Raw genomic sequence first — 26374 nt, forward strand, 5'->3', positions numbered from 1 at the left:
AGCCAAATAGTATTTGCCATTCGCATGCTTGACAGCACAGAATTCGTAAATCGCATACAAAGCCATCCGCCCCCAAATGGAGATCCGGCAACTGGAAGCCTTTGCAGCGGTCGTCACGACCGGCAGTATCACCGCTGCCGGCCGCTTGCTCGGCCGTTCGCAGCCGGCGATTACCCGTCTCATCCAGGAACTCGAAGGCGAGTTGGGCTTTGCGCTGTTCACGCGCAGCGGTCCGCGCGTCAGCCCGACCGAGCAGGGATTCCTGCTCTATGACGAGGTCGAGCAGACGCTGGCCGGCTTGCAGCAGATCCGCAACCGCGCCGCGGCGCTGGCGCGAGGCGACGGCCGCCCGCTGCGCATTGCCGCCACGCCCGCGCTGTCGGCCGGCTTGCTGCCCGCGGCGCTCGCACTGGCCTTTGCGCGCGGACTGTGCGCGCCCGAGCGCGTGGAGGTCCGGAGCGTATCGCCCGAACAGGTCGTGCATGCGGTGCTGACCGGCGCCGCCGAGATCGGCCTGAACAGCCTGCCGCTGGAGCACCGTGGCGTGAACGTCCACTGGATCGGGCAGGCCGCGTGCGTGGCGGCCATGCGCGCGGACGACCCGCTCGCGGCTGGCGAGACCGTTCGCCTGGCCGACTGCCGCGAACGCCGCATCGTCACCATGCAGAACCCGTACCGGCTGCGGCGCCGCACCGATACCGCGTTTGCCGGCGCAGGCATTGGTGCGGCTGCCGTGATCGACACCAATACCTCGATCAACGCGCTGACGCTGGTACGCGCCGGGCTCGGCATCGCCGTGCTCGAACCCGTGACCGCGCGCGGCCTGCCGCTGACCGATATTGCCGTGCGCCCTGTCGACGCGGACATCCCGTTCTATTTCGGCGTGATCACGCCCCAGGCGCGTCCGGCCAGCGCGGTCGTGCTGGGGCTGGTCGATGTCCTGGCCGAGGCGTCCGCCACGCTGCTGCCCGACTTTGTCCGCCGCGATCCGGCCGATCATGGCGCCCTGCTCCAGTCCCTGTACGGCGACGGCGCCGCCCCAACCGAAGATACTGAACCCCCGAGCCATGACTGATACCGACAACGCACGCGGCCAGGCCGGCCTGGCCGCGCTCGAAGCGCGCCTGCGCCAGGACCTGGCCTGGCTGGAACTGCCCGCCAAGGCCTGGACCATGCCGCGCACCCACGGCGGGCAGGCCGTGCTCGATGTTGCCGTGATCGGCGGCGGCATGGCCGGACTGGCCGTCAGCGCCACGCTCAAGCACCTGGGCATCCCGGCCTGCGCCTTCGACCAGTCGCCCGCCGGCTTTGAAGGGCCGTGGGCCACCACCGCCCGCATGGAGACCCTGCGCTCGCCCAAGCAACTCACGGGCCCTGCGCTGGGCCTGCCGGCGCTGACCTTCCGTGCATGGTTTGAAGCCCAGTACGGCGGCGAAGCCTGGGAAGCGCTCGACAAGATTCCGCGGCTGCAATGGATGGACTACCTGCGCTGGTACAGGCAGGTGCTCGGGCTCGATATCCGCAACGACCACCGTGTCGACCAGGTGCTGCCGCGCGCCGACGGCCTGGTCGCGCTGTCGATGACCACGCCCGACGGAGCGCGTACCGTGCTGGCCCGCCGCGTGGTGCTGGCCACCGGCCGCGACGGACTGGGCGGCGCCTGCGTGCCGCCGGTCGCCGAGGGACTGCCGCGCGCGCTGTGGGCGCATTCGTCCGATGCGATGGACTACGGCCGCCTGCGCGGCAAGCGCGTGGGCGTGGTCGGCGCGGGGGCTTCGGCCATGGACAGCGCCGCCACCGCGCTGGAAGCCGGCGCCGCAAGCGTGGACCTGCTGATCCGCCGCGCGGACATTCCGCGCGTCAACAAGAGCAAGGGCGCCGGCAATCCCGGTCTGACGCACGGCCACTATGGCCTGACGGATGAATGGAAATGGCGCCTGCGCCATTACATCAACAGCCAGCAGGTGCCGCCGCCGCGCGGCAGCACGCTGCGCGTATCGCGCCACCCCAATGCGCGCTTCAACCTGGACTGCGCGCTTGACGCCATCGACGTGGACGGCGACGTGCTGCGCGTGCGCACGCCCAAGGGTGTGTTCGAACTGGATTTCCTGATCTTCTCGACAGGATTCCGCATTGCGCTGGAAACCCGCCCGGAGTTCGCCGCGTTCGCGCCCCAGATCCGCTTCTGGCGCGACCGCCATGCGCCGCGGCCGGGACAGGAGGATGGCGAGCTGTCCGATTCGCCCGACCTGGGCCCCGCGTTCGAACTGCAGGAGAAGACGCCGGGCTGCTGCCCGGGGTTGTCGCGCATCCATGCGTTCTGCTATCCGGCCGCGCTCTCGCACGGCACCGTGTCCGGCGACATCCCGGCCATCAGCGATGGTGCCAGGCGGCTGGGCCAGGGCATTGCCGGCCTGCTGTACCAGGAAGACGTTGAACTGCACTACGCCGCGCTGCAGGCCTATGCCGAGCCTGAAGTCTTCGGCGACGAATGGGTGCCGGCGCCGCCGCCCGCGCTGGAATCCTGAATCCAACCCGAACCGTGACAACCACCATGAGCCAAGCCCCCACGCCCGACGCCGGCGCCACGCCGCCGGACCTGATCGACGCCATCACCGGCCTGCGGCCCGGCAGCGCCACGCACGCGCTGCGCCACAAGCGCGACAAGGTGGTGGCTGCCACCCAGGGCAGCTATGACGCCCTGTTCGATCCGGCCCTGCCCGGCCTGACGCTGGCCGAACGCCTGCTGGCCGCGTGCTATGCCGCGCGGCTTACGCCGTCGCCCCAACTGGCGGACCACTATCATGCGCGCCTGGTCGCGGCCGGCGTCGATGCCGCGGCCATTTCCGCCGCCGCGCAAGGCAGCCCCGCCGATTCAGCCGACCCGCGTCTGCGCGCCATCCTCACATTCACGCGCACGCTGATCGAAAAGCCCGTGGAAGGCGATCGGGCCGCGCTCCAGGCGCTGCCCGCCGCAGGCCTGAGCACGCCCGCCGTGGTCACGCTGGCGCAGCTGATTGCCTTCCTGTCTTACCAGGTGCGCCTGGTAGCCGGCCTGGATGCCCTGAAGGCACTGAACGACAACGCAGGAGCACAGGCATGAGCGAGATCATCAAAGCCCACGGCTTTACCAACGAAGTGCTGGACTGGAAGGCCTGGCTCGATGTCGTCGAGCTGGACCAGGCCACGCCGGAACAGATGGCCGTGCTCGACGAGAGCCATCCCAAGGCCAGGGTGCAGGACTACTACCGGTTCCTGGTGCACCAGCCCGAGATCCTGCGCCAGCGCTCCACGGCGTTCAACGCGATCATGTACGCGCCCGGCGGCATGCCGCGCGCCGAGCGCGAGCTGGCCACGACCGTGGTGTCGCGCCTCAATGGCTGCGTCTATTGCGCGTCGGTGCATGCGCAGCGCTTCGAGCAGCTGGCCAAGCGCAATGACGTGATCAGGGAGGTGTTCGACGATCCGCGCACGGCCGGTACGACCGAACGGGAACAGGCGATTTCGAAGTTCTCGATCGAGCTGACCGAGAATCCGGCGGGCGTCTCGCCGCAGAGCCTGGCGGCGCTGCGCGAGGCCGGCATCAGCGATGCCGAGATCCTGGATCTGATTCACTCCGTGGCGATCTTTGCCTGGGCGAACCGGCTGATGTTGAACCTGGGGGAGCCGGTGTTTCCGGCGGGTGACTGAGTTTTTCAGGTTCTTCGCCGGATTGCGGGGATTGGGTTGGGTTTTTCGTGCTTGGCAGGCGCCGCTGTTTCGCTGGCGTAGCCGACAGAGGCTTTGTGGTGGTGACTGGCTCGTCGTGCTTGGCAAGCGCTGCCGTTTCGCCGGCGTAGCCGGCGAGGCCGTCGGGGCCAGCACGCCGACGGCGTTACGCCGGCTGGCAATGGACCGCCAGCCAGACGGTCGGTGCGGCGGCGTCCGTCCATGCCACGCGGTGCCGGCAATGCGCCGGCAGGTGCAGCCAGTCGCCCGGGCGCATGACGCGCGGGGCCGTGTCGCCCTCGCACTCCAGGCCGGCGCTGCCGCTGAGCAGCAGCACCCATTCATCCTGCGGACTGTCGTACCAGAAGCCCGGCGGGCTGGCCTGGCCGTTGGAGACGATGCGCTCGATCTTCAGGCCAGGCCGCTCCAGCAGGGACTGGAAGATTTCGTCCGGCGACCCGGCTGGCACGTCCGCGAACAGGTTGCCTTGCTTGAGATCCATCGCGGCTCCGTTTCAGTCGGCGGGTCCGGGCGCGAGCACGTCGCGCGCGCCATTGCGGCCCATCGGCGAGACCAGGCCCGCGGCTTCCATCTGCTCGATCAGCCGCGCCGCGCGGTTGTAGCCGATGCGAAGCTGGCGCTGCACCGCGGAGATCGAAGCGCGGCGCGTGTTGAGCACGAAGGCCGCGGCTTCGTCATAGAGCGGGTCGGCTTCGCCGTCACCGCTGCCCTCGCCGAACAGGTCGCTGGCGCCGGCCTCGGCGGCATCGCCAGCAAGGATCGCCTCGTCGTAGTCCGGCTCCCCGAACTGCTTCCAGTGCTCGACCACGCGATGCACTTCATCGTCGGCGACAAAGGCACCATGCACGCGCTGCGGGTAGCCGGTGCCCGGCGGCAGGAACAGCATATCGCCCTGCCCCAGCAGGCTTTCAGCGCCCATCTGGTCGAGGATGGTGCGCGAATCGATCTTGGACGACACCTGGAAGGCCACGCGCGTCGGGATATTGGCCTTGATCAGGCCGGTGATCACGTCCACCGACGGACGCTGCGTGGCCAGGATCAGGTGGATGCCCGCGGCACGCGCCTTCTGCGCGAGCCGCGCAATCAGTTCCTCGATCTTCTTGCCGGCCACCATCATCAGGTCGGCCAGCTCGTCGATCACCACCACGATCAGCGGCAGCGTGGACAGCGGCTCCGGCGCGTCCGGCGTCAGCGAGAACGGGTTGGGCACCTTCTGCTCCGCCGCCTCGGCCGCGCGGATCTTCTGGTTGTAGCCGGCCAGGTTGCGCACGCCCAGGGCCGACATCAGCCGGTAGCGCTTCTCCATTTCGCCCACGCACCAGTTGAGCGCGTGCGCGGCCTGCTTCATGTCGGTCACCACCGGCGCGAGCAGGTGCGGAATGCCTTCATAGACCGACAGCTCCAGCATCTTGGGGTCGATCATGATCAGGCGCACATCCTCGGGCGTGGCCTTGTACAGCATCGACAGGATCATCGCGTTGACCGCGACCGACTTGCCAGAGCCCGTGGTGCCCGCCACCAGCAGGTGCGGCGCGCGGGCCAGGTCGGTCACGACCGGGTGGCCGGTGATGTCCTTGCCCATCGCCAGCACCAGGCGCGAGCTGTGCGACTGGAACGACGACGCGCGCACGATCTCGGACAAGCGGATCATCTGCCGGCGCGCATTGGGCAGCTCCAGGCCCATGCAGGTCTTGCCGGGAATGGTTTCGACCACGCGGATCGAGGTCACGCCGAGCGCGCGCGCCAGGTCCTTCATCAGCCCGACCACCTGCGCGCCGCGCACGCCCATGGCCGGCTCGACTTCAAAGCGCGTGATCACCGGACCGGCGCTGGCACCGACCACGGCGACCGGCACCTTGAATTCCGACAGGCGCTGCTCGATCAGGTCGCTGGTCTCGCGCAGCCTTTCCTCCGATACCCGCTCGGCCTGGTCGACGGCGCCCTCCAGCAATTCGGCCGGAGGCAGGCGGTAGTCGACCATGACCCGCGGCGCGGGAGGCGGCGCCAAGGGCGCCGGCTGGGCCGGTTGAGCCGGTTGAGCCAGTCGGGCGTTCAGTGCAACCGTCTTGCCGACCACGGCCTGCAACACGATGCGCGGCTTGGCTGCGGGCATGACGGGCGCCGGCTCGGGCTCAGCCTCAGGCACCGGCTCAGGTTCGGACACCGACGCCGGCCCGGTTTCCGATGCCCCCAGCAGTGCGTTGGCATCGACGAGCATTTCCGCTTCGGAAGCGTCATCGGTCCCGGATTCGGAAAGCGGGCCGTCCTCCATGACAAAGGTTGGCACGGCCTCCGGCGCGGGCTCCGCAATGACCTCGGCGTCGGCATCGGCCTCAACGAGGGCTTCGGCTTCGGCTTCGGCTTCGGCTTCGGCTTCGGCTTCGGCTTCGGCTTCGGCTTCGGCTTCGGCTTCGGCTTCGGCTTCGGCTTCGGCTTCGGCTTCGGCTTCGGCTTCGGCTTCGGCTTCGGCTTCGGCTTCGGCTTCGGCTTCGGCTTCGGCTTCGGCTTCGGCTTCGGCTTCGGCTTCAACGGCGAGGTCGGTGCCTGATGAAGGTTCCGCGGGACTCGTCATTTCCGGCGCCGGTACTTCGGCCGCCGGCGCGGCGGGCACCTGTCCGTCGCCACCGGGCTGCAGGCTTACCGCCTTGCGTGACAGCGTCTGCAACTCGGCCAGCAATTGCAGCGCTTCCTCGCGGATGGCTTCGAGCGTGGCCTCGTCCGCGTCAAACCCGTCTGCATCGACGGTCTGCGCGCCGGGCTCGACGGCCGGATCCAGCGACGAAGGTGCTTCGACTACTACCGGCTCGGCCACTGCAACGGTCACGTCAGCCGTCGCTTCGGCCGGCGCGGCGGCTGCCGCGGCGCGCGGTGCCGCGACCACAGTGGCTTCGGGCACACCGGCGCGGACTTGCGGGGCTGGAGCCACGGCCTGCGCTGTCGACACGACCGCCACCGCGGCCTTTGCCGGTGCCCGGACGGCCGAGGCTTCAGGCAAGGTTGTGATGGCCGAACGCACGATGGGCTGCGGCGGACGGGACGGGTTGCTGGTCGCCGTGGCACGCGCAGGCGCGGCGGGTCGCGATGCGGCGGCAGTCGGTGTCGATGCCGCCGCCGCTGCTGCTGCGGCCTGCAGGCTGATCGGGCGACGCGGTGGCGGCGTCTGCGCGGCGCGCGGCGGCGCCGTCTCGGTGACAGGCGGCGCCGCCGGGCGTGAGGGCGGCTTCACCGCACCCGGCGATTCGGCATGATGCAACCAGATCTCGCCGGGCTGCGGCGGCGATTCACGCGTGCGCGGCGGCGGCTGCCAGGCGGGCTGTCGGCGCGCGGAAATCGCCTCGAAACTGCGGTGGCGCCCCGATGGCGCGTTCCAGCTGCCGGACGCGGCACTGCCGTGCGAGGTGGTTTCGCGGCGCTCCGCTTCCCGCATCGGCTGGGTCGGCACGAACTCGGCGGGCTCTTCTTCGGCGCGCGGCGCGCCGCGCGGCTTGCGCAGCAGGAACAGGCCGCGCCATGTTTCGCCAAATACCATGGGCGCGGCCAGCGCGAGCACGCCCAGCATCAGCAGCAAGGCGGAGGTCCAGCCGAACAGGTTGGCGACCATGCCGCCGAGCGCGCGCCCGGCCGAGCCGCCCGCGGTTCCGCCCTCGCCGCCGGTCAGGGCTTCGAGCGAGGCGCTCGCGCACAGCACGATCAGCGTGCCGAGCCAGACCCGCAGCGAGCCGGGACCGGACAGGCGCCGCTCGCGCGCAAGCAGTCCACCGAAGAACCGCCATACCAGCGGCACCAGCCAGAGAGTCGAAAATCCGAACCAGCCAAATCCCATGATCGCCATGCCACGTTCAAGACTACGGGCAGCGATTGTAGCGGTTAAGGCGACCGGCCATGCCCCCGGGCCGCGCAATAAAACGCAAGTATTCGTAAGCGCTGCGTGGCGGCAACAGAACGCCCTGCCCTACTGTCCGGCGCGGAACGGGTACCTGGCGAAAATCTGCGCCACCACCTTTTCGATGCGCTGCTGGATATTGGACTGGTCGCTCGCGTCCACGCTGCCCACGGCGACGCCTTCCCAGACCAGCTTCATGTCCTTGCGGTCGACCAGGTCGATGTTCAGCGTGCCCTCGGTGTACGTGTACACGTCGTTGTAGAAGCCGTAGCCCGGCCACGGCGCATAGAGTCCGCCGCGATAGCCGTAATAGCCCGTCATTGGCGGCGGCGCCGGGGAGACCTGCACCTTCTCCTGCGTGCGCGCATTGAAGTTGACCAGCAGGTCGGGCGACTGCGCGTTGTACTGGTAGCCGCGCGACGTCATCTCGCGCTGCACGGCGCCTTTGAGGTACTGCGTCGTCAGGCTTTCGTAGCCCTGCCGGTCCGTGCCCGGGTTCTTCACGAAGCCAAAGCTGCGGTACGCTCCGAAATCCACGCTGCGGTTGTAGTCGGTCTTGATGTCCGGCGCGCTGGCACAAGCCGCCACCACCACAGAAGCCATGGCAACAGCCGTTGTCGCTCTGCTTCTCCGAATATCCACGAGACGTCTCCCGGAACCGGCGGCAGCGACTAGTTCCACTTGCCGCCAGCACCACCCACGCCCAGCCGGCCCCCGCCGATGAGCATCAGCGTCAGCGCAGCCGCCAGGTACATGCCCTGCAGTTCGAGCTGCCAGCCGCCGGTTTCATTGAGCATGCCGATCTGCTTCGTGTGTACCAGCGCGACCGCGAACAGCATGTTCACAACGACGATCAGCGCCGCAACCCGCGTCCACAAGCCGATGATCAGCAACACGGGCGCCACGACTTCGCCGATATAGACGCCGTAAGCGGTCCACGTGGGCAACCCGGCCTGCGTGGCGGTCTGCTCGACGAAGCCCACGCCGCCCTTCAGCTTGGCGATGCCGTGCATCAGGATCAGCACCCCCAACACAATGCGCAACACCGCCTTGCCCAAGTCCTGCGAACCCTGAGAGCCGCTCATGGCCATCCTCCTTGCCGGTTGAGAACAGTCGGAGCTCCCGGGAAGCGTGCCGGCCGTTGGCACGGCCAAGCGGCTTCGCCCGCACGCACGGGGCTCGCCCATGTACCTTAGTGCGCGGCGGCGTGAAGGTAAAGGCGCAAGACCGGCACAGGCGTCCTGCGCCGGTGCCGTCAGACCAGGCGGTGCATCGCTGGCTGCCTGGCCTCGTGCATGCCGACCTTGCGCGCGTTTTCGGGCAGGATCTCGCTGAGGAAATCCAGGAAGCGCCGCACCGCCGGGGTCACGCCCTTGCGCGACGGGAATACCGCGTGCAGCGTGCCCACGGGCATTTCCCACTGGGGCAGCAGCAGTTCCAGTTCGCCGCTGTCGATGGCATCGCGGCAGTACATGCGCGGCAGCATGGCCACGCCAATGCCGGCAATGGCCGCCTCGCGCAGCAGGGCGAACTCGTCGGTCACCAGGCGCGGGTCATAGGCAATCTGGATGGTCTCGCCGCTCTTGCAGCCAAGGATCCAGACATGCTTGCCGTCGTGCGGCTTCTGGCCGACGCCCGGCATGCCATCGAGCGCCTGCGGCGTGCGTGGCCGGCCGATGCTGTCGAGCAGGCCGGGACTGGCCACCAGCATGAGCTGGCTTTCGCCGAAGGTGCGCACGGCAAGGCTGGAATCTTCCAGCACCTCGCGCACGCGCAGTGCCAGGTCATAGCCCTCGCCGATCAGGTCGACGCGCCGGTTCGTGGCCTCCAGTTCGATGCGCACCGCCGGGTTGGCGCGCATGAAATGGCCGATGGCCGGTGCGAGCAGGATCTGCGCAATCGCCACCGGACAGCTCACGCGCAGCGTGCCGCCAGGCTGGTCGCGCGCCTGCTCGATGACTTCGCGTGCGGCATCCGCCTCGTTCAGCATGGCGCGGCAACGCTCGTAAAACGACTCGCCAAGCGGCGTCACGCGCACCTGGCGCGTCGTCCGGCGCAGCAGTTGCACATTGAGATCGCGTTCCAGCTGTGCGATGCGCCGGCTCAGGCGCGACTTGGGAATGCCGGTGGCACGGCTGGCCGCCGAAAAGCTGCCGTGCTCGACCACCTGGGCAAATAGCGACAGATCGTTCAGGTCCTGCATGAAGGCCTCCGCCTGTGCAACGGCGCGTCAGCCTCGCCGCGCGGGCCGTTGCATGAATAGAACAATTATTTGCATTTTGCCTTACTACCGATACCAATGGCCAGCCGCTAAATTTCCTCCATCGCAACCGCCCCTTCGTGGAGAAAGTCATGAACATCCTGCAGATCGATTCGAGCGTCCTTGGTGGCAATTCCGTTTCCCGCAACCTGACCGCCAGCGTGGTGGCCGACCTGGTCGCCGCCAACCCCGGCGCCAAGGTGACGGTGCGCGATCTGGACCAGGATGCTCCCGCTCACCTGTCCGGCAACCTGCTGCCCGTGCTGGGCGGCCCGAAGGACGGCCTGAACGCCGTGCAGGAAGCCGAACTGCAGCGCACCGAAACCTGGCTGGCCGAGTTCCTGGCCGCGGACGTGCTGGTGGTTGGCGTGCCGCAGTACAACTTCGGCATCCCGAGCCAGCTCAAGGCCTGGATCGACCGCATCGCCCAGGCCGGCCGTACCTTCAAGTACACCGAGACCGGCCCGGTTGGCCTGGCCGGCGGCAAGCGCGTGATCGTGGTGTCGTCGCGCGGCGGCGTGCGCCAGGACGCCAATGAACTGGACCTGCACGAGAAGACCGTGGACGTGGTGTTCCGCTTCCTGGGCATCACCGACATCACCTACGTGCGCGCCCACGGCCTGGCCATGGGTCCGGACGCTCGCGAAGCCGGCCTGAGCAGCGCCCGCACGGAGATCGCCGCGCTCAACGACGGCGCGCGCCTGGCGGCCTGAGCGCCGGCGGCACCGGCTCGCCCCGGCGGCGGATCGGGTCTATGATGGATGCGGGGCGCTACGGCGCCCCGCGTGCCATTGGCGACGTCACTGGCCAGCCTGCCACGGCCAGCCGCGTCCTTCGCCCAGTCATCGACCGATCCCGGGAGCCCGCATGACTTCAGCCCTGTTGCCAGCCGCCGCCATCCACCCGCCCCACGAACCCGCCTTGCTGTCGCTGTACCGGCATATCCGGTCCGCGACCGAGGCCATCGTCGCGGACCTGTCGGACGCCGACGCCACGGTGCAGTCGATGGAGGACGCGAGCCCCGCCAAATGGCACCTGGCCCACACCACGTGGTTCTTCGAGGAATTCGTGCTGGCCGCGCGCGTGCCAGGCTACGAGCCGGTCGACCCCGCCTACCGCTTCCTGTTCAACTCCTATTACGAATCCGTCGGCCCGCGCCATCCGCGCCCGCGCCGCGGCCTGCTCACGCGGCCGTCGCTGGATGAGATCCTCGCCTATCGCGAGGCGGTGGACGAATCGATGCTGAGCCTGCTCGGCGCCGCCCAGACCGATGCCGAAGCGGCCCTGATCACGCTCGGCCTGCACCATGAGCAGCAGCACCAGGAACTGTTGCTGACCGATATCCTGCACCTGTTCGCGCAGAATCCGCTGCGGCCGGCATTCGCGCCGGAACTGCTGGAACCGGCGGTGGCGGACCCGCGCCCGGCCCCGGACTGGGTTGGCTTCGACGGTGGCGTGGTGGAGATCGGCCATCGCGGCGAAGACTTTGCCTTTGACTGCGAAGCGCCGCGCCACAAGGTGTTCCTGCAGCCCTACACGTTGTGCTCGCACCCGGTCAGCAACCGCCAGTGGTTCGAATTCATTGACGACGGCGGCTACCAGACCGCCGGGCTATGGCTTTCGGACGGCTGGCGCTGGGTGTGCGAGCAAGGCATCCAGGCCCCGCTGTACTGGGAGGAACGCGAAGGCACCTGGTGGCACATGACCCTGCGCGGCATGCATCCGGTCGATCCGGAGAGCCCCGTCACCCATATCAGCTTCTTCGAGGCCGATGCCTTTGCGCGCTGGGCGGAGCGGCGGCTGCCGACCGAGGCGGAATGGGAACACGCGGCGTGCAACCTTCCGGCTACGGGGAATTTTGTCGAGGGCCGCGTACTGCGGCCGCTGCCCGACCGCCAGAACACCGCGGGGGTGCTGCGCCAGATGTTTGGCGATGTATGGGAATGGACCGGCAGCGCCTTCCTGCCTTATCCGGGATTCCGCCCGAGCGCCGGTGGCGTGGGTGAGTACAACTGCAAGTTCATGAGCAGCCAGATGGTGCTGCGCGGCGGATCGTGCGTGACACCGGAATCGCATATCCGGGCCAGCTATCGCAACTTCTTCTATCCGCACCAGCGCTGGCAGTTCACCGGCGTACGGCTGGCGGACGACGTCTGAAGCCGGGCCTCATTCAGCGGCCCGACCACCAGCGCCAGCCCAGCCACGCCAGCAGCACCCAGACCAGCATGATCGCCGCGGCCGCCCACAGGTTGCGCGGGCGCTGGCGTTTCGACGCTTGCCAGGCGTCGGCCTGCGCGCGGCAATCTGTCTTCACGGCGGCGGGCACCAGCTGCAAGGCCAGCCAGATGCCAAGCGGCACCAGCAGGACATCATCGACAAAGCCCAGCACCGGGATGAAATCCGGAATCAGGTCGATCGGGCTGAACGCATAGGCCACCACCAGCACCGCCAGCAGCCGTGCGGCCAGCGGCGTGCCCGGATGGCGGCTGCAAAACCACAGCATCACGAGGTTCGACTTGAGGCTGCGCGCCCACTGCCGCAGGCGCTGGCTCAGCGGCACCACCTCGGTTCGCGTACCGGTACCGTTCGCGGGCATTACTTGCCGCTGGCGGGCGCCTTGATCGGCTGGCCCCCGGGCTGCGCCACCGGCGCTTTCAGCGGCGGCGCGGCAACGATAGGCACCTGCGGATACAGCTTCTGCCAGCGCGATTTCAGGCCGTTCGCGATCTCGGCCTGGTTATAGCGTTCGGCAAAATCGATCACCGTCATGCCCTGCTGGTTCTTCAGGCGCATGTCCGCGCCTTCGTCGAGCAGCAGCTTCACGGTCTCGATATGGCCGCCACGCGCAGCCATCATCAGCGGCGTGGTGCCGTTCGGGCTTTCGGCGTCAATGTAGGCGGCGTGGTCGACCAGGTACTTGACGACGTCGTTGTGGCCGGTCGTGGACGCATAGTGCAGCGGCGTCCAGCCGGTCTTGTTGACCTCGGCCTCCATGTCTTCAACCATCAGCTTGACCATGTCGAGCTCGCCCTGCAGTGCGGCCATCATCAGCGGGGTTTCGCCGGCGGGGTTGGCCTTGTCGAAGTCGATGTCCTTGGCCTTGATCAGCGCGGTGGCGGCCTTCAGCGACTTCTCCCGCAGTGCCACGACCAGCACCGGGTCGCCGCGGCCATCGACGATATTGGGATCGACGCCGCGCGCCAGCAGCTTCTGCACGGTGCGCGCGTCGTCGAATTCCACGGCCTTGCGCATGTCGTCGGCCGGCGCGGCCCAGGCCAGCGCGGCGCACCCGAGCAGCACCGCCCCGGACAGTGCCCGGATAGATTTCACGTCAAACATGAGCTTCCCTGTTGATGTGCTTGAAAAGCTTGAAGAAATTGTCGGTAGTCTGGGCCGCGAGCTGTTCCACCGGAATGCCGCGCAGCTGGGCAATGAACTCGCCCACGTGGCGCACCCAGGCCGGCTCGTTGGTCTTGCCTCGGTACGGCACAGGGGCCAGGTACGGCGAGTCCGTCTCGATCAGCATGCGGTCCAGCGGCACCTTGCGCGCCGTTTCCTGCAAATCCGCCGCACTCTTGAACGTGACGATCCCCGAAAACGAGATGTGAAAACCCTCGTCCAGCGCCTGTTTCGCAACGTCCCAGGTTTCCGTGAAGCAGTGCATCACGCCGCCGGCCTCGCGCGCATTCTCTTCGCGCATCACGCGCAGCGTGTCGTCCGCCGATGAACGGGTATGGATGATCAGCGGCTTGCCGGTCTGGCGTGCGGCGCGGATATGCGTGCGGAAACGCTCGCGCTGCCACTCCATGTCGGCGATGCTGCGGCCGTTCAGGCGGTAGTAGTCCAGCCCCGTTTCGCCGGTACCGACCACGCGCGGGTGCGCGGAGAGTTCGAGCAGGCGCTCCAGCGTGGGCTCCTCGCCCTCTTCGTAGTCCGGGTGCACGCCCACCGAGGCGTACAGGTTCGGATGCTGCTCGGCCAGCGCCAGCACGCGCGGAAAGTCTTCCAGCGTCACCGAGATGCAGAGCGCGTGCGACACCTGGTTGGCGCGCATATTGTCGAGCAACTGCGGCAGGCGCGCGGCCAGTTCGGGAAAATCGATATGGCAGTGTGAATCTACAAACATGGGGGAAACCTCAGTACTGCGGCCCAGGCGCCAAAAATCAGCCTGCCTGGCGGGACGCTGCGGACAACCGCGCCGTATTGGCCGTCACCGCGCGCGACGCGAGCGTGCTGCGGTGGCAAGCGACAGTGCCGGGCACGTCGCCGGCATCATCGGACAAAATTCAATAAAAACAAGAAATTACAAAGCAATCTTCATATACATCATAAAGTTTGCGTGGGCCGCCCGGATTCCAGCTGCTTGCCCAGGATTTCCTCGACGGCGCGCCGCAGGTTGCGGCCGGTGTCGTCATCTGGAAAATGCACGCCCACACCTGGCGTCTTCATTGGCGTGCCCGGCGGCGTGATCCACGCAACATGGCCAGCAACCTGGTACTTCTGCGGCCGGTCCAGCAGCGACAGGACCAGGAACACTTGCTCGCCCAGCCGGAACGGCCGGTTCGAAGGCACAAAAATACCGCCGCGTGCCAGAAACGGCATGTAGGCGGCATGGAGCCCGGCCTGGTCCTTGATCGACAAGGACAACACGTTCGGCCGCGACGGCGCTCCGCCCGTGGTACCGGCCGCCCGCGCCGGTATGGTTGCGACATCTGTACTCATGGCTGACCCTTTTTTGACCTGCTACGGCTTTGCTTTATAGGTGTTGTGGACCTGCATCCCGGCGATTGCCGGGCCCTGCCTGCTGCGCCGGCGCTGTCAGTGGAACAGTTGCCGGTACTCGAGAAACACGGATTCCATCACCAGCCTGGGTGCGAGAGGATGGTTCTCGCTGCGCCGGTGCGCATTGATGCGCGCGGCGAACGCCTGCAGCCGATGGGCGCTGGAGGCCCCGGCGCAACGCGCCAGCACCGCGCGCTCCTTCGGAAAGTAGCGCGGCGTGGCATCGCCGGAGGCATCAAGCCGACATTTCAGCAGATCGTACGTCCAGCGCTGGAGGATGCCAAGCACGGCGGGCACCGGCAGCTTTTGCAGTTGTTCCGCCGCCGCAGAGGCGTCGAATTCCGCCGCGGCGCCGAGCTGTCCGACCAGCCAGCGTTGCAGCGGCTGCTCCTCGGCTTCGGCGGCATGCAGCGCGGTCAGCGGCGAGCCGCCGGCCAGTGCCAGCTGGGCTTCCGCGTCCGCCACGCCCTGGCTCTTGAGCCACGCGAGCGCCGCATCGGGCGTCGGGCGCTGCGTCGAAAACTGGCGGCAGCGCGACAGGATGGTCGGCAGGATCCGGTCCAGCCGGTCGGTGACCAGCAGGAACACCGTCGATGGCGGCGGCTCCTCCAGGGTCTTCAGCAGCGCGTTGGCGCCTTCCACCTGCAGCGCATCGAGCGGATAGACCACCACCACCCGCAATCCGGCCCGGTGCGTACCGACGCCGACCGCCTCGATCAGCGCCCGCACCTGCTCCATGCGGATGATCTTGCTGGGCGCCTTCTTCTTGCCGCTGTCATCGGTTTCGACTTCGCCCGAAGCCTCCAGCGCTTCAGGGCGCACCACGCTGAAGTCCGGGTGGTTGCCCTGGCTGAACCAGTGGCAGGCCGCGCACTGGCCGCACGGCTGGCCATCGGGCCGCGGCGATTCGCACAGCAGTCCCTGCGCGAAATGCAGCGCCAGGTCCCGCTTGCCGGTTCCTTGCTGACCGTGGATCAGCAGCGCATGGGGCAGCCGCTCGCGCAGCGCGCCAAGCCGTTGCCAGTCTTCCGTTTGCCAGGGATAGAGCATGCGAATCAGTCAGTTAGCCGTGAAAGCTCAAGTGCCATCTTGATAGCGATGGCAATATTATCAATCAATATAAAGCTTCAAAATCAAAGCGTTGAAATGATTTTCTCAAGCTCGGCACGAATCTCCTCAATGCTGTGCGTGGCGTCGATCACGCGAAAACGCCGGGGTGCCTGCGCGGCACGGCGCAGATACTCGGCACGGGTGCGTTCGAAAAACGCGCGCGATTCGGCCTCGAACTTGTCCGGCGCGCGCGCGCCCGCCAGGCGTTCGCTGGCGGTCTCCAGCGGCACGTCGAACAGCAGCGTCAGGTCCGGCTGCAGGCCCCCCTGCACCCAGTCCTCCAGCGCTTCGAGCCGCGCCGTGGCCAGGCCCCTGCCGCCGCCCTGGTAGGCAAAGGTGGCGTCGGTGAAGCGGTCGGAGATGACCCAGTCGCCGCGCGCGAGCGCCGGTTCGATGACCTCGGCGATATGCTCGCGGCGCGCCGCGAACATCAGCAGCGCCTCGGTTTCCAGGTGCATCTTCCGATGCAGCAGGATCTGGCGCAGGTCTTCGCCCAGCGGCGTACCGCCGGGCTCACGCGTGGTGACCACGGCGCCAATGTCCTCGCGCTCGCGCAGGCGCGCCGCCACCCAGTCGATATGGGTGCTCTTGCCGGCACCGTCGATGCCTTCGAAGGTAATGAATTTTCCGCGCATGGATGCCTATTTGCCGCGCTGGTACTGGTCGACCGCGCGGTTGTGTTCGGGAAGCGTGTTGGAGAAATGGCTGGTGCCGTCGCCCCGCGCCACGAAATACAGCGCGTCGGACGGTGCCGGCGCGGTGGCGGCCGCCAGCGAGGCCAGGCCCGGCAGCGCGATCGGCGTGGGCGGCAGGCCAGTGCGGGTGTACGTATTGTACGGGGTGTCGGTCTGCAGGTCGCGCTTGCGCAGGTTGCCGTCGAAGTGCTCGCCAATACCGTAGATCACGGTCGGATCGGTCTGCAGCAGCATGTTCTTGCGCAGCCGGTTGACGAACACCGCGGCGATCATCGGGCGCTCGGCGCCCTGGCCGGTTTCCTTTTCCACGATCGACGCCATGACCAGCGCCTCGTACGGGGTCTTGTACGGCAGGTCCGCGGCGCGCGCGTTCCAGGCTTCGTTCAGGCGCCGCTGCATGGCCTTGTAGGCATGACGATACAGCTCGATATCGCTGCTGCCGCGCGCGAACAGGTAGGTGTCGGGGAAGAACAGCCCTTCCGGCGCGGCCTCCGTGGCACCGATCGCCTTCATCAACTCGGCATCGGACATGCCCTGCGTGTCATGGCGCAGCGCCGGGCTGGCATCCACGGCCGCGCGCATCTTGCGGAATTCCCAGCCTTCGATCACGGTGACGACGTAGTGCGTGACCTCGCCGCGCGCGAGCTTGCCGACCACGCCGAGCGGCGTGATGCCCGTCTCGAAGGTGTAGCCGCCGGCCTTCAGGTCCGGACCATGCCCGGTCAGCCTGACCAGTAGCTGAAACAGGCGCGGGTCCATGCGCACGCCGCCGCGCTGCAACTGGCGGCCGACACTGCCAACGCCCGAATTCGGCTTGATGACAACTTCGACAGGCGATGAGGATAGCCCCAACGGCTGGTTGGCCCACCATGCAAATGCGCCGGCGGCAGCTGCGGCAAGTACCAGGACAACGATTACCAGGCGGAGGAAAAGACGAGTCATGAAATCCGTTCAGTCTCGGCGGCGCCCATGCGGCGGGTGATGATCCTGCCCGCCGCGCGCCGCCGGCGCCGGCTGAAATGCCGGCAGCCCCATATAATACCGGGAGCCTTGCGCCGCCACGACGCGACGGGTCTCAACCCGTCCTGTGATGCGCGGCGCGCACCTGCCAAACGCACCCAATTTGCACCCAAACGCTGAACGGAATGCCTGAAATGAACACCCCAGCCCCGCAACTCGCCGCCAGCCTTGACGCCCTGCAGAACCATGGCGTCGTCTGCGCGCCGGCCGGGCTTGGCTGGATCCGCGTGGCAGGCGACGACGCCGCCACCTTCCTGCACACCCAACTGACCAACGCGGTCGAGGACCTGGCTCCCGGCACCGCGCGCCTGGCCGGATACTGCTCGCCGAAGGGCCGGCTGCAGGCCAGCTTCCTGATGTGGCGCGATGCCGAGGGCATCGTGCTGCAACTGTCAGCCGACATCCTCCCCGCGCTGCAGAAGCGCCTGAGCATGTTCGTGCTGCGCGCCAAGGCGAAGCTCAGCGATCTCACCCCGGCCGTGGCCGTGCTCGGCGTCGCCGGACCGCAGGCCGCACAGGCTCTGGCCAGGGCCGGACTGGCCGCGCCCGAGGCCGTATTCGACGCCGACGGCGCCGACGGCATCACCGTCATCCGCCTGCCGGACGCAGCTGGCCAGCCGCGCTGGCAGCTGCTGCTGCCGGCCGGGCGCGCCGGCGAGATCCGAGAAGCGCTGGCGGGCGAGCTGGCCCTGGCCGATGCAGCATTCTGGGACTGGCTCGAAGTCCAGTCCGGCATCCCGCGCATCGTCGCGGCGACGCAAGAGCAGTTCGTGCCGCAGATGGTCAATTTCGAGCTGGTTGGCGGCGTCAATTTCCGCAAAGGCTGCTACCCGGGCCAGGAAATCGTGGCCCGCAGCCAGTACCGCGGCACCCTCAAGCGACGCATGTGGCTGGTTCAGGGCGACGGTGCCGTCCCGACGCCCGCCGCGGAGATCTTCCGTCCGGAAGACCCGCAGCAGCCTTGCGGCATGATCGTCAATGCCGCTGCGGCGCCCCAGGGCGGCTGGGCGGGCCTGGCCGAACTGAAGATCGATGCCGCCGCGGCGGCCCTGCATCTGGACAGCGCGCAAGGCGCCGCGCTGACGCTGGGCCGTCTCCCTTACGAAGTACCCTTGTCGGAGGCTGCCCAGGCCGCCGGCTGACCCACAGGACGCCGCCATGAGCGATCATCTCTTCGTCTATTTCCGCGTGCCGGAGGCGGCAGCGGCCGAAGCGCTGCCGCACTGGCACCGCTGGATGGAGACGGTTGCCGAGGCGACCGGAATTGGTGGTACGCTCATGCGCAGGCCCGAAACCCGTGCCGGCGTGCAGACATGGATGGAATGCTACGCCGATGTACCGCCCGCCTTCGACGCCACACTGGCTGGTCTGTGGCGTCAGAGCGGACTGGAACAGTGGGTGGAAGGCGAACGCCAGGTCGAGCACTTCATCGACCTGGACCTGCTGTAGAACCGGCCGCAGCAAACGTGGAAACGTAGTCAAGGAAGCAAAGCAATGTGCCTGATCCTGGTTGCCTGGCAATCGCACCCGGACTATGCCCTGGTGGTGGCCGGCAATCGCGACGAATTCTATGTCCGCCCGGCGGCGCCGGCGCACTGGTGGCAGGATGCCGCCCAGGTGCTGGCAGGCCGCGACCTGGCGGATGTCATCGGCGAGCCCGGCACGTGGATGGGCGTGGCCGGTGAAGGCCGCTTTGCCGCGCTGACAAACTACCGCGCCCCGTCGGAAAAGCGTACCGATGCCCGCTCGCGCGGCGAACTGGTGGCAGGCTTCCTGCGCGGCCACCAGGCGCCGGCCGACTACCTTGGCGCGCTGACCGGCGCGGATGGCTGCTACAACGGCTTCAACCTGCTGGCCAGCGACCTGCGGGAACTCTGGTGGTACAGCAACCGGTCGGCTTCGCGCCAGCCGGAGCGTCTGCGGCCGGGACTGTACGGGCTGTCCAACGCCCTGCTAGACACGCCGTGGCCCAAGGTGCGCAGCCGGGTCGGCGCGCTCGCGGAGGTGCTGGCGGCCGACACCGGCCATGCCAACGCCAGCGCCGCGCCCTACCTGCAAATGCTGGCGGACGAGCGCCAGGCCGCCGATTTCGAACTGCCTTCGACCGGCGTTTCGCCCGAGTGGGAAAAGCTGCTGTCGTCCGCATTCATCCGTTCGCCCAACTACGGCACGCGTGCGAGCACGGTGCTGCGCGTGCGCCACGACGGGCGTTTCGACTTCAGTGAACGAAGCTTCGATGCGAACGGCCAGACCGGCGAGGTCTCCTACCGCGGCAAGCTGAACCTGGCCCGCGACACCGGCACGGTACCGGCGCCGCGCTGATCAGGCGCCCAGGCGCTTGCGCATCTCCACGTGCGGGATGCCGGCTTCCTCGAATTCGTCCCCGACCTGCGCGAATCCCACGCGCGCATAGAACGGCGCGGCATGCGTCTGCGCGTTGAGCACGAGTTCCGGGAAGCCCAGTTCCGCCGCCTTCTTCATCAGCGCATCCAGCACCAGCGCGCCGACCCCGGTGCCACGAACCGAACCGAGCACCGCCATGCGGCCGATATGCCCGTCTGGCAGCAGGCGTCCGGTGGCGACCGGCGTGCCGTCCTCGGCCAGTGCCAGCGCGTGCCAGCTCGGTTCGTCCCATTCATCCCACTCCAGCTCGACCGGCACGCCCTGCTCTTCGACGAACACGGTATAGCGGATGGCTCGGGCGCGTTCGCGCGCCTCGGACCAGGGACAAATCAGGACGGTAACTGGCATGGCAATGCGTGGGAAATGACGGGATAAGCAGTCGATCGAACCGCAAGCGGGCTTGCGGCCGCCATGATACGCCACAATCCACCCCCTATCGGGAGCACCAGGCTTGTGCGGACTGCACCATATAAGGGTTTACCTGCACTAACAGATTTCCATGAAATTTGTATGATGACCTGACTACCCGATGACCCCGATAAGACCGTGTTCCAAAAAGTCCCGGCCCGAGCCCTGACCGACAACGTCGCCGAACAACTGCTGGAGAAGATCCAGAGCGGCGCCTTCTCGCGCGGCGACAAGCTGCCCACCGAAGCCGTGCTGTCCGAAGAATTCGGCGTCAGCCGCACGGTGATCCGCGAAGCGATCTCCCGGCTCAAGTATGAAGGCGTGGTCGAATCGCGCCAGGGCAGCGGCGTGTTCGTGACCGAGCAGGCCGGCATCCGCCCGCTGCGGATCGACTACACCGACACCGGCACGCTGGATTCCGTGCTGCAGATCGTCGAACTGCGCCGCGCCATCGAGGCCGAAGTCGCGGCCCGGGCCGCGCGCCGCCGCACCGACGCCACCATGGCTGCCATCGACGCAGCGCTGGCCGGGCTGGACGCGGAGGTCGCCGCAGGCGGCGATGGTGTCGCCGCCGACGTGGCGTTCCACCGCGCCATTGCCGCAGCCACGGGCAACCCGTATTTCCTCAAGACGCTGGAATTCCTGAGCCAGTACCTCGAAGCCGCCACGCGCGTGACGCGAACCAACGAGGCGCGCCGCGCAGACTTCACGCGCCAGGTGCGCGAGGAACACCAGGCCATCGTGGCTGCCATCCGCGCCGGCGATGCGCTGGCCGCGCGCAATGCCGCGCAGAACCACATGTACAACGCCGCCCGCCGCCTGGCCCAGCTCGGCCAGGACGAAGCGGACGACGAGCGCTCCGGCACGCCGAACTGAACCGGCTCCGCCCTCATTGATTGACCTGTCTTACCCGCATCAGGAGTTTTCTATGTCCCGGAATATCGGCGTGATCGGCCTTGGCGCCATGGGCAATGGTGTCGCGCAGTCGCTGCTGCGTGCCGGCTTCAACGTGCATGCCTGCGACCTGCGGCCCGACGTGCTGCAGCGCTTTGCCGATGCCGGCGGCGTGCCGTGCGCGAGCCCTGCCGAACTCGGCAGCCGCTGCGACGTGGTGATCACGCTCGTGGTCAATGCGCAGCAGACCGAGGCCGTGCTGTTCGGCACGGACGGCCGCCACCACGATGCGTCCGGGCACGCTCGTCGTCGCGAGCGCGACGGTGCCGCCCGCCTTTGCCGAAGCCCTGGGCCGCCGTCTTGGCGAGCAAGGCATCCTGATGCTCGATGCCCCGGTGTCCGGCGGCGCCGCGCGCGCCGCCAGCGGCGAGATGACCATGATGACCTCCGGCCCCGCCGAAGCCTACTCGCTCGCCGAAGACGTGCTGGCCGCGATCTCGGGCAAGGTCTACCGCCTGGGCAACAGCCACGGCGCCGGCTCCAAGGTCAAGATCATCAACCAGCTGCTGGCCGGCGTGCATATCGCCGCCGCGGCCGAAGCCATGGCGCTGGGCCTGCGCGAAGGCGTGGACCCGAATGCGCTGTATGACGTGATCACGCACAGCGCCGGCAACTCGTGGATGTTCGAGAACCGCGTGCCGCATATCCTGTCCGGCGACTACACGCCACTGTCGGCGGTCGATATCTTCGTCAAGGACCTTGGCATGGTGCTCGACACCGCGCGCACCAGCAAATTCCCGCTGCCGCTGTCCGCGGCCGCGCACCAGATGTTCATGATGGCCTCCACCGCCGGCCATGGCGGCGAGGACGATGCCGCCGTGATCAAGATCTTCCCCGGCATCGAGTTGCCGACCAAAGCCGAGTAAGACGCTCCGCATCATGACCGCAATCCAAGCGCAAAACCGCCCGCTGCTGGGCTGCATCGCCGATGACTTCACCGGCGCCACCGACCTGGCCAACACGCTGGTGCGCAACGGCATGCGCACCGTGCAGACCATCGGTGTTCCGGACACGGCTGCCGTGCAGGACGTCGGCCACGCCGATGCCATCGTGGTCGCGCTCAAGTCGCGCACCATTCCCGCCGCCGATGCCGTGGCGCAATCGCTGGCCGCGCTCGCGTGGCTGCGCGCGCAGGGGTGCCGGCAGTTCGTCTTCAAGTACTGCTCGACCTTCGATTCGACCGAGGCCGGCAATATCGGCCCCGTCGCCGAAGCGCTGCTGGCGGCGCTCGACAGCGACTTCACGATCGCGTGCCCGGCCTTCCCCGAGAATGGCCGCACCATTTTCCGCGGCCACCTGTTCGTCGGCGACGTGCTGCTGAACGAATCGGGCATGGAGCACCATCCGCTCACGCCGATGACCGACGCCAACCTCGTGCGCGTGCTGCAGCGGCAAAGCCAGGGCAAGGTCGGCCTGCTGCGTTATGACGCCGTCGCGCGCGGTACCGCCGCCGCAGCCGAGCGCATCGGCGCGCTGCGCGCCGATGGTGTACGCATCGCGATTGCCGACGCCGCATCCGATGCCGACCTGTTCACGCTCGGCGAAGCCTGTGCGAACCTGCCGCTGATTACCGGCGGGTCGGGCATCGCGCTGGGCCTGCCGGAAAACTTCCGTCGCGCGGGTCTGCTGCCGCAGCGCAGCGACGCCGCGTCGGTGCCTCGCATCGATGGCCACGGCGTGGTGCTGGCCGGCAGTGCTTCGCGCGCGACGAACGGCCAGGTGGCTCGCTGGCTTTCGCAAGGCCGCCCCGCGCTGCGCATCGATCCGCTGGCGCTGGCACGCGGCGAGGCCGTGGTGGATGCGGCGCTCGCCTTTTCCGCCAGCCACGATGAGCCGGTGCTGATCTACGCCACCAGCAGTCCCGACGAGGTCAAGGCCGTGCAGGCCGAACTTGGCGTGGAGCGCGCGGGCCATCTGGTCGAGCAGGCACTGGCCGGTATCGCTGCCGGACTGCTTGCATGCGGCACGCGGCGCTTCGTCGTGGCCGGCGGCGAGACCTCGGGCGCGGTGGTGCAGGCGCTCGGCGTGCGCGCACTGCGCATCGGCGCGCAGATCGCGCCAGGCGTACCCGCCACCGTCACGCTCGATGCGCAACCGCTCGCGCTGGCATTGAAATCGGGCAACTTCGGCGGCGAGGATTTCTTCGCCGAAGCCCTCGCACAACTCGGAGGCCAGTGATGAGCCAGGAGAGCAAGCTGCGCGAAGAGATCTGCCGTATCGGCGCGAGTCTCTACCAGCGCGGCTATACGGTCGGCTCGGCCGGCAATATCAGCGCGCGGCTCGATGACGGCTGGCTGATCACGCCGACCGATGCCTGCCTCGGCATGATGGATCCGGCCGCCGTGGCCAAGGTGTCCGGCGACGGCAACTGGGTCTCGGGCGACAGGCCGTCGAAGACCCTGACGCTGCACCGTGCCATCTATGACAACAACCGCGAGGCGAACGCCGTGGTGCACACGCACTCGACGCACCTCGTGGCGCTGACGCTGGCCGGCGTGTGGCAGAACGACGATATCGTGCCCCCTCTCACGCCTTACTACGTGATGAAGGTCGGCCATGTCCCGATGATTCCGTACCACCGCCCCGGCGATCCGGCCGTGGCGGCGCGTGTTGCCACGCTCGCCAACCAAGTGCGCGGCGTGATGCTGGAGCGCCTGGGCCCCGTGGTGTGGGAGTCCAGCGTCTCGCGCGCGGCCTTCGCGCTCGAGGAGCTGGAGGAAACCGCGAAGCTCTGGATGATGATGAAGGATGCGCCGGGCTTTGCCGCCCGCGCCGCGCTCGGCGAAAGCGCACTGGCAGAACTGCGGGACACTTTCCAGGCCCGCTGGTAGTACCCCAAAAATAGCAACCCACTGATACCGACGCGACCCGGATGCGACTGCTGCCAGGCAGCCGCGGAGAACACTCGCGCCCCCGAAACCCGACCGGAGACCACCGTGACCCCGAACCAACCCGCGGCCAGCGTGCCCGCCTACGACAGCCTGGGCGGCAACGCCCGGCTCGACGTCGACGCCCAGATCGAGAAACGCGCCTATAACAAGGTGTTCTGGCGCATCATGCCGTTCCTGATGCTGTGCTACGTGATCGCGTATCTCGATCGCGTCAACGTCGGCTTCGCCAAGCTGCAGATGGCCCAGGACCTGGCCTTCTCCGAGACCGTGTTCGGCCTTGGCGCCGGCCTGTTCTTCATCGGCTACTTCCTGTTCGAGGTGCCCAGCAACCTGCTGATGCACAAGCTCGGCGCGCGCATCTGGATTGCGCGCATCATGATCACGTGGGGCATCATTTCGGCGCTGTTCATGTTCGTGCAGACGCCGACCCAGTTCTACGTGATGCGCTTCCTGCTCGGCCTGGCCGAAGCGGGCTTCTACCCGGGCGTGATCCTGTACCTGACCTACTGGTACCCGGCCAACCGCCGCGCGAAGATGATCGCGCTGTTCATGTCGGGCATTCCGGTGGCCGGCATGTTCGGCAACCCGCTGTCGGGCTTGATCATGGACATGTTCAACGACACCCACGGCCTGCGCGGCTGGCAATGGATGTTCGTGATCGAAGCGCTGCCGGCGCTGCTGATCGGGGTGGTCACCGTGTTCGTGCTCCGCGACGGCATCGACAAGGCGCCGTGGCTCGATGCCGACGAGAAGCGCGTGCTCAAGCAGAACGTTGCGGAAGACCAGCGTCACGCCGGTGCTGCCGCTGGCAAGTCGCATGGCCATTCGCTCGGCGCCGTGTTCAGCGACAGCCGCGTCTGGTGGATGTGCCTGATCTACTTCTGCTTCGTCACGGGCCAGTACGCGCTGACGTTCTGGATGCCCACCCTGGTCAAGGCCAGCGGCGTTACCGGCAACTTCAATATCGGCCTGCTGTCGGCGATTCCGTTCCTGTGCGCGATTGTCGTGATGAACATCCTCGGCCACAGCGCGGACGCGCGCCGCGAGCGCCGCTGGCACCTGATCGTGCCAGCGCTGATGGGTGCCGCGGGCTTTGCGATTGCGGCCTCGTTTACCGACAATACGACCGTGGCCATCGCCGCGCTGTCGCTGGCCGCCGCCGGGGTGCTGACCTGCGCGCCGCTGTTCTGGTCGCTGCCGACCTCGTTCCTGTCGGGCATCGCTGCCGCGTCGGGCATCGCGGTGGTCAACTCGGTGGGCAACCTGGCCGGCTTCGTGTCGCCGTATATGGTCGGTGCGCTCAAGGACATGACGCACAGCACGCAGTTGCCGATGTACGTGCTGTCGGCGATCCTGGTCGTCGGCGCCGTGCTCGTGTGGCTGACGCCGGCCAAGCTGGTCAACCGCTGAGCGGACCGCATTCAAGACTGATAACCGGAAACCCACCATGCCGCGTTTTGCCGCCAACCTTTCGATGATGTACACGGAACACGACTTCCTGGACCGCTTCGCCGCCGCCGCGGCGGACGGCTTCCAGGCAGTGGAGTACCTGTTCCCGTACGAGCACCCGGCCGCCGAACTGCGCGCGCGTCTCGATGCCAATGGCCTCGTGCAGGCGCTGTTCAATGCGCCGCCGGGCGACTGGGCCGCAGGCGAACGCGGCATTGCCGCCCTGCCCGGCCGCGAGGCCGAGTTCCGCACCGCCTTCGGCCGCGCAATGGAATATGCCAGCGTGATCGGCAATGACCGCATCCACGTGATGGCCGGCCTGGTCCCGGCCGACGCCGACCGTGCGCGCTGCCGCGCCACCTACCTGGAGAACCTGGCGCATGCGGCCAGTGCCGCCGCGGCGCAAGGCATCACCGTGCTGGTCGAGCCGATCAACCCGCGCGACATGCCCGGATATTTCCTGAACCGGCAGGACGACGGCCAGGCCATCTGCAAGGAAATCGGCGCGGCCAACCTGAAGGTCCAGTTCGACTGCTATCACTGCCAGATCGTCGAAGGCGACGTCACGAAGAAGCTCGAGCGCGACTTCGCCGGCATCGGCCATATCCAGGTCGCCGGCGTGCCTGAGCGCCACGAACCGGACATTGGCGAACTGAACTATCCCTACCTGTTCGACGTGATCGACCAGCTGGGCTACCAGGGCTGGATCGGTTGCGAATACCGCCCGCGCGCCGGCACTTCGGCCGGCCTGGGCTGGATCCAGCCGTACCTGAAGCGTTGAACCCACAGA

27 protein-coding genes and 1 pseudogene are annotated in these 26374 nt (G+C 67.7%); 15 read left to right on the forward strand and 13 right to left on the reverse strand.

The features are described 5' to 3' along the window. The first annotated feature begins 76 nt into the window (after positions 1–76). The 4 genes from CupriaWKF_RS08585 to CupriaWKF_RS08600 are packed head-to-tail and all read left to right on the forward strand — an operon-like array spanning position 77 to position 3690. Positions 77–1075 (forward strand): LysR family transcriptional regulator, encoded by a 999-nt coding sequence (locus tag CupriaWKF_RS08585; protein WP_276100590.1) that lies wholly within the window; start codon positions 77–79, stop codon positions 1073–1075. After that, positions 1068–2528 (forward strand): NAD(P)/FAD-dependent oxidoreductase, encoded by a 1461-nt coding sequence (locus tag CupriaWKF_RS08590; protein WP_276100591.1) that lies wholly within the window; start codon positions 1068–1070, stop codon positions 2526–2528. Before CupriaWKF_RS08585 ends, CupriaWKF_RS08590 begins: the two co-directional genes overlap by 8 nt. A 26-nt stretch (positions 2529–2554) precedes the next feature. Further along, entirely contained in the window at positions 2555–3103 is a 549-nt protein-coding gene (locus CupriaWKF_RS08595) for a CMD domain protein (RefSeq protein ID WP_276100592.1), read from the forward strand. After that, positions 3100–3690 carry a peroxidase-related enzyme gene (locus CupriaWKF_RS08600; protein ID WP_276100593.1) on the forward strand — a complete coding sequence of 197 codons (591 nt, stop codon included), beginning with the start codon at positions 3100–3102 and terminating at the stop codon, positions 3688–3690. Before CupriaWKF_RS08595 ends, CupriaWKF_RS08600 begins: the two co-directional genes overlap by 4 nt. 184 nt (positions 3691–3874) lie before the next feature. On the opposite strand, the gene CupriaWKF_RS08605 is transcribed toward CupriaWKF_RS08600, so the two are convergent. From CupriaWKF_RS08605 to CupriaWKF_RS08625, 5 genes are all read right to left on the reverse strand, one after another. Then, complete coding sequence (locus CupriaWKF_RS08605) at positions 3875–4210, reverse strand: cupin domain-containing protein (protein WP_276100595.1); 336 nt, start codon at positions 4208–4210, stop codon at positions 3875–3877. A gap of 12 nt (positions 4211–4222) precedes the next feature. Beyond that, entirely contained in the window at positions 4223–7552 is a 3330-nt protein-coding gene (locus tag CupriaWKF_RS08610) for a DNA translocase FtsK (protein ID WP_276100728.1), read from the reverse strand. A gap of 129 nt (positions 7553–7681) precedes the next feature. Next, positions 7682–8215, reverse strand: coding sequence for a DUF4136 domain-containing protein (locus CupriaWKF_RS08615; protein WP_276100597.1), 534 nt, complete (start codon positions 8213–8215; stop codon positions 7682–7684). Between the two features lie 68 nt (positions 8216–8283). Beyond that, entirely contained in the window at positions 8284–8697 is a 414-nt protein-coding gene (locus CupriaWKF_RS08620; protein WP_276100598.1) for a DoxX family protein, read from the reverse strand. Positions 8698–8867: 170 nt separating this feature from the next. Next, on the reverse strand, positions 8868–9815 hold the full coding sequence (locus tag CupriaWKF_RS08625; protein ID WP_276100599.1) for a LysR substrate-binding domain-containing protein: 948 nt from the start codon (positions 9813–9815) through the stop codon (positions 8868–8870). 149 nt (positions 9816–9964) lie between these two features. On the opposite strand from CupriaWKF_RS08625, the gene CupriaWKF_RS08630 reads away from it, so the two are divergent. Both CupriaWKF_RS08630 and egtB read left to right on the forward strand, forming a co-directional pair. Then, positions 9965–10585: an NAD(P)H-dependent oxidoreductase gene (locus tag CupriaWKF_RS08630; protein WP_276100600.1), complete on the forward strand. Its 621-nt coding sequence runs from the start codon at positions 9965–9967 to the stop codon at positions 10583–10585. A 154-nt stretch (positions 10586–10739) separates the two neighbouring features. Then, the gene (egtB, locus tag CupriaWKF_RS08635; RefSeq protein WP_276100601.1) at positions 10740–12029 is read left to right on the forward strand and encodes an ergothioneine biosynthesis protein EgtB; all 1290 of its coding nucleotides are present in this window, start codon (positions 10740–10742) and stop codon (positions 12027–12029) included. 13 nt (positions 12030–12042) lie between these two features. Here egtB and CupriaWKF_RS08640 read toward each other — a convergent pair whose 3' ends face one another. From CupriaWKF_RS08640 to mltG, 7 genes are all read right to left on the reverse strand, one after another. Then, on the reverse strand, positions 12043–12468 hold the full coding sequence (locus tag CupriaWKF_RS08640) for a YkvA family protein (protein ID WP_276100602.1): 426 nt from the start codon (positions 12466–12468) through the stop codon (positions 12043–12045). Continuing rightward, a complete protein-coding gene (locus CupriaWKF_RS08645; RefSeq protein WP_276100604.1) occupies positions 12468–13211 on the reverse strand; it encodes an ankyrin repeat domain-containing protein in 744 nt (247 codons plus the stop codon). Before CupriaWKF_RS08645 ends, CupriaWKF_RS08640 begins: the two co-directional genes overlap by 1 nt. Then, positions 13204–13998: a TatD family hydrolase gene (locus CupriaWKF_RS08650; protein ID WP_276100605.1), complete on the reverse strand. Its 795-nt coding sequence runs from the start codon at positions 13996–13998 to the stop codon at positions 13204–13206. Before CupriaWKF_RS08650 ends, CupriaWKF_RS08645 begins: the two co-directional genes overlap by 8 nt. Before the next feature lie 200 nt (positions 13999–14198). Then, positions 14199–14594: a PilZ domain-containing protein gene (locus CupriaWKF_RS08655; RefSeq protein WP_276100607.1), complete on the reverse strand. Its 396-nt coding sequence runs from the start codon at positions 14592–14594 to the stop codon at positions 14199–14201. A gap of 96 nt (positions 14595–14690) precedes the next feature. Continuing rightward, entirely contained in the window at positions 14691–15704 is a 1014-nt protein-coding gene (locus CupriaWKF_RS08660) for a DNA polymerase III subunit delta' (RefSeq protein WP_276100608.1), read from the reverse strand. A gap of 83 nt (positions 15705–15787) precedes the next feature. Next, positions 15788–16399 carry a dTMP kinase gene (gene tmk / locus CupriaWKF_RS08665; RefSeq protein ID WP_276100610.1) on the reverse strand — a complete coding sequence of 204 codons (612 nt, stop codon included), beginning with the start codon at positions 16397–16399 and terminating at the stop codon, positions 15788–15790. Between the two features lie 6 nt (positions 16400–16405). Then, positions 16406–17401, reverse strand: a complete 996-nt coding sequence (gene mltG, locus CupriaWKF_RS08670) for an endolytic transglycosylase MltG (protein ID WP_276100612.1) — start codon at positions 17399–17401, stop codon at positions 16406–16408. A gap of 203 nt (positions 17402–17604) precedes the next feature. Here mltG and CupriaWKF_RS08675 point away from each other — a divergent pair, with 203 nt between their 5' ends. From CupriaWKF_RS08675 to CupriaWKF_RS08685, 3 genes are read left to right on the forward strand one after another with little or no spacing between them, the layout of a single operon-like run. After that, positions 17605–18621 (forward strand): folate-binding protein, encoded by a 1017-nt coding sequence (locus CupriaWKF_RS08675; RefSeq protein ID WP_276100614.1) that lies wholly within the window; start codon positions 17605–17607, stop codon positions 18619–18621. A gap of 16 nt (positions 18622–18637) precedes the next feature. Then, positions 18638–18928, forward strand: coding sequence for a DUF4936 family protein (locus CupriaWKF_RS08680; protein WP_276100615.1), 291 nt, complete (start codon positions 18638–18640; stop codon positions 18926–18928). A 45-nt stretch (positions 18929–18973) separates the two neighbouring features. Then, the gene (locus tag CupriaWKF_RS08685; protein ID WP_276100616.1) at positions 18974–19801 is read left to right on the forward strand and encodes an NRDE family protein; all 828 of its coding nucleotides are present in this window, start codon (positions 18974–18976) and stop codon (positions 19799–19801) included. Here the strand turns inward: CupriaWKF_RS08685 and CupriaWKF_RS08690 are convergent, their stop codons facing one another. Next, positions 19802–20230, reverse strand: a complete 429-nt coding sequence (locus CupriaWKF_RS08690; RefSeq protein WP_276100617.1) for a GNAT family N-acetyltransferase — start codon at positions 20228–20230, stop codon at positions 19802–19804. A gap of 198 nt (positions 20231–20428) precedes the next feature. On the opposite strand from CupriaWKF_RS08690, the gene CupriaWKF_RS08695 reads away from it, so the two are divergent. The 6 genes and pseudogenes from CupriaWKF_RS08695 to otnI all read left to right on the forward strand — a co-directional run bounded on the left by CupriaWKF_RS08695 (position 20429) and on the right by otnI (position 26365). Beyond that, a complete protein-coding gene (locus CupriaWKF_RS08695) occupies positions 20429–21166 on the forward strand; it encodes a FadR/GntR family transcriptional regulator (RefSeq protein ID WP_276100618.1) in 738 nt (245 codons plus the stop codon). A 52-nt stretch (positions 21167–21218) separates the two neighbouring features. Continuing rightward, positions 21219–22110: pseudogene (gene ltnD / locus CupriaWKF_RS08700) on the forward strand (L-threonate dehydrogenase). A gap of 13 nt (positions 22111–22123) precedes the next feature. Continuing rightward, positions 22124–23422 carry a 3-oxo-tetronate kinase gene (gene otnK, locus CupriaWKF_RS08705; protein ID WP_276100619.1) on the forward strand — a complete coding sequence of 433 codons (1299 nt, stop codon included), beginning with the start codon at positions 22124–22126 and terminating at the stop codon, positions 23420–23422. Beyond that, the gene (locus CupriaWKF_RS08710) at positions 23422–24075 is read left to right on the forward strand and encodes an aldolase (protein WP_276100620.1); all 654 of its coding nucleotides are present in this window, start codon (positions 23422–23424) and stop codon (positions 24073–24075) included. Before otnK ends, CupriaWKF_RS08710 begins: the two co-directional genes overlap by 1 nt. 150 nt (positions 24076–24225) lie before the next feature. Then, entirely contained in the window at positions 24226–25545 is a 1320-nt protein-coding gene (locus tag CupriaWKF_RS08715; protein WP_276100729.1) for an MFS transporter, read from the forward strand. Between the two features lie 37 nt (positions 25546–25582). After that, a complete protein-coding gene (gene otnI, locus CupriaWKF_RS08720; protein ID WP_276097523.1) occupies positions 25583–26365 on the forward strand; it encodes a 2-oxo-tetronate isomerase in 783 nt (260 codons plus the stop codon). Positions 26366–26374: the final 9 nt, after the last annotated feature.

Origin of the sequence: Cupriavidus sp. WKF15 (genome assembly GCF_029278605.1) — a bacterium.
Lineage (GTDB): Bacteria > Pseudomonadota > Gammaproteobacteria > Burkholderiales > Burkholderiaceae > Cupriavidus.